Genomic DNA, 2545 nt, shown 5'->3' with positions numbered 1-2545 from the left:
GGTGGAGTTCGATGCCGTGCTCAGCCAGTCCGGCGTGCTGGATCTCGCGCGCGCGCGCGAGCTGGGCCTGAGCGACGGCGCCGTCGAAAACCTGCTCGGGCGGCCGGAGGATGCTGACCCGCATGCCGCGCATCCCTACCGGCTCGCCGATCCCATGCGGAATGTACCGCTGCCGGTCCCCATCTACGCCTTCCACGCCGATCAGGACGCCGACGTGCCGAGGGAACTGTCCGAGCGCTATGTCGCCGCCGCCCGGACCGCCGGCGGGAGAGCCGAACTGGTGCTCGTTCCCGGTGACCACTATGCGCTGATCGATCCTGCTTCTGCTGCGTTTGCGCGCATCCGCGGGGTCCTGGCCGGCCTGGGCTGATGCCGGTGCCGCAACCGGCGGCGCTCTGCTACGTTGGCACTGTGCTCACGGTCATAGGCGAAGCCCTGGCGGACGTCGTCCGTTCCGACACGATGCCGCCGCGCGTGCACGTCGGCGGCAGTCCGATGAACGTGGCAGTGGGCCTGGCCCGGCTGGGCCACCCGGTCCAGTTCGTCGGCCGGTACGGCAAGGATCGGTTCGGGGACCTGGTCCACGGCCACTTGCGCCGCAACTCCGTGCTGGTGCCGCTGGATCCGGATGCGTCGCCGACCAGCGCCGCCACCGCTACCCTGGATCCCGCCGGTGCCGCCCATTACTCTTTCGACCTGCTCTGGGAACTGCCGGACCTCGAAAAGATCCGGCCCCGGCTGCTCGACGAGACGGTCTGGCTGCACACCGGCTCCGTCGCGGCCATGCTGGAGCCTGGCGCGCACACGGTGTACAGGACCGTTCAGCGGGCCCATCCGCGGGCCTTGGTCAGCTACGACCCGAACTGCCGGCCCACGCTGATCACCGACCGGGACTTCGCCCGGCGGCAGGCCGAAAAGTTCGTGGTGCTGGCCGACGTGGTCAAGGCCTCCGACGAAGACCTTCGGTGGCTGTACCCGGACCGTACCGTCGAGGAGACGGCCCGCGCGTGGTTGAAGCAGGGGCCGGCCGCGGTGGTGGTCACGCGCGGGGCAAAGGGCAGCTGGGGAGTGGTCCGTGCCGGGACGGCCGAGGTCGCGGCACCGGCGGCCGCCGTCGTTGACAGCGTAGGCGCCGGCGACGCGTACATGTCGGGGTTGCTCGATGCGCTGCTGAAAGCGGGATTCTCCGGTTCTGCCCGGCGGGAGAAGCTGCGGGACATGGCCTCCGCCGCGCTCGAAGACGTGATGGCGCACGCTGCCCGTGCCGCAGCCATCACGGTATCCCGGGCAGGGGCGAATCCGCCGCGCCGCGACGAGCTGGGCTAGCCGGCTGCGCGGCCGGCCGCATCCCTAGACTGGTGCAATGCGCCTTATCGCCAGCGACCTCGACGGAACCATCATCGGCCGGGACGGCAAAATCAGCCCCCGCACCGTAAGGGCGTTTCGCAGCGCCGCGGCCGCGGGAGTGGAAATCGTCTTCGTGACCGGCCGGCCGCCGCGCTGGCTGACTCCGCTGGCCGAACAGATCGGACACCGCGGCCGGGTGATCTGCTCCAACGGCGCCGTGGTCTACGATCTGGTGGCCGAGCGGGTGCTCTCGGCGCAGACGCTGCCCCACGCGAACATTCTCGAGGTGCGCCGGATCATCCTCGGCCTGCACCCGGCGGTGACGTTCGCGGCGGAAACCACCGAGGGATTCCTGCTGGAACCGAACTTCGTGCAGCCCGGCTCGGTGGAGCTTTTGGACGGCATTGTGCCCAGGCTGCTGCCGGAGAGCCTGCGTGGCACCGACTCGGTCGTGAAACTGCTGGCCCGCGGGACGGACATCGACCCCGACGCCTTCCTGGCCGAGGTGGGCCCGGCGGTGGGGCATCTGGCCGCGGTGACGCATTCTGCCCCCGGCAACCCGCTGCTGGAGATGGCACGGCCGGGGCTCAATAAAGCGGTGACCCTGGCCGAGTACGCCGGGTCGTTGGGCATTGGCCCCCAGGACGTGGTGGCCTTCGGCGACATGCCGAACGACATCGAAATGCTGCGGTGGGCCGGGGCCGGCTACGCGATGGCCTCGGGACACCGCACCGCGCTGGAAGCAACCCCGTTCCGCGCGCCGGCGTTCGCCGAGGACGGCGTCGCCCAGGTGATCGAGGAGCGGATGGCGGGCCGGCGGCAGGCCTCGCACGGCGCCTGAACCGCCTGGTACCCCGGGTCAGGAGCCCCGCAGGGCTCCGGCGGGGGCCACCTGCCGCCGGGCTTCGGGACGCTCGGCCAGGTACCGGCGGGCGAACCAGCTGGGGCCGATGCTCCGCTTGCGCCGGGGCGGTTCTACGTCCGCAACGATCAGCTCTTCGTACAGGCCGGCCTCGGCCACCACTCCCGTGTCAGGTGCAGCGATGAAGCTGCGGCCCGGTCCGCTCCAGGCAACCGCCGGTGCAGATGCTCCCCGGCGGGCCAGCGCACGGAACCAGCCGTCCCGCCCGCTGCTGCCACCGGGCACTACGAGCAGTTGTGCGCCCGCGTCGGAGACTGACCTGCGGGAGCCGCCGCC

General features: G+C 71.2%; 4 protein-coding genes. 3 read left to right on the top strand and 1 reads right to left on the bottom strand.

The window, feature by feature from the left end:
• The 3 genes from AC5RV2_RS16920 to AC5RV2_RS16910 all read left to right on the top strand — a co-directional run.
• Positions 1-370: alpha/beta hydrolase family protein (locus AC5RV2_RS16920; RefSeq protein ID WP_494093302.1), on the top strand; the 370-nt coding region annotated here is incomplete at its 5' end.
• Positions 371-411: 41 nt separating this feature from the next.
• Entirely contained in the window at positions 412-1326 is a 915-nt protein-coding gene (locus tag AC5RV2_RS16915; protein ID WP_494093301.1) for a carbohydrate kinase family protein, read from the top strand.
• Positions 1327-1363: 37 nt separating this feature from the next.
• The gene (locus AC5RV2_RS16910) at positions 1364-2188 is read left to right on the top strand and encodes an HAD family hydrolase (RefSeq protein ID WP_494093300.1); all 825 of its coding nucleotides are present in this window, start codon (positions 1364-1366) and stop codon (positions 2186-2188) included.
• A gap of 18 nt (positions 2189-2206) precedes the next feature.
• On the opposite strand, the gene AC5RV2_RS16905 is transcribed toward AC5RV2_RS16910, so the two are convergent.
• Positions 2207-2545 (bottom strand): hypothetical protein (locus AC5RV2_RS16905; protein ID WP_494093299.1); only part of this gene is annotated, 339 nt, incomplete at its 5' end.

This window comes from Arthrobacter sp. Y3225116, from assembly GCF_059091245.1.
The sequence above is the reverse complement of the archived record's forward strand: the minus strand, read 5'-3'. Positions and strand labels throughout refer to the sequence as shown.

What these genes read in the sequence shown, in the direction of transcription:
- AC5RV2_RS16910 (WP_494093300.1), top strand. Translation starts at nt 1,364, where the DNA reads ATGCGCCTTATCGCCAGCGACCTCGACGGAACCATCATCGGCCGGGAC.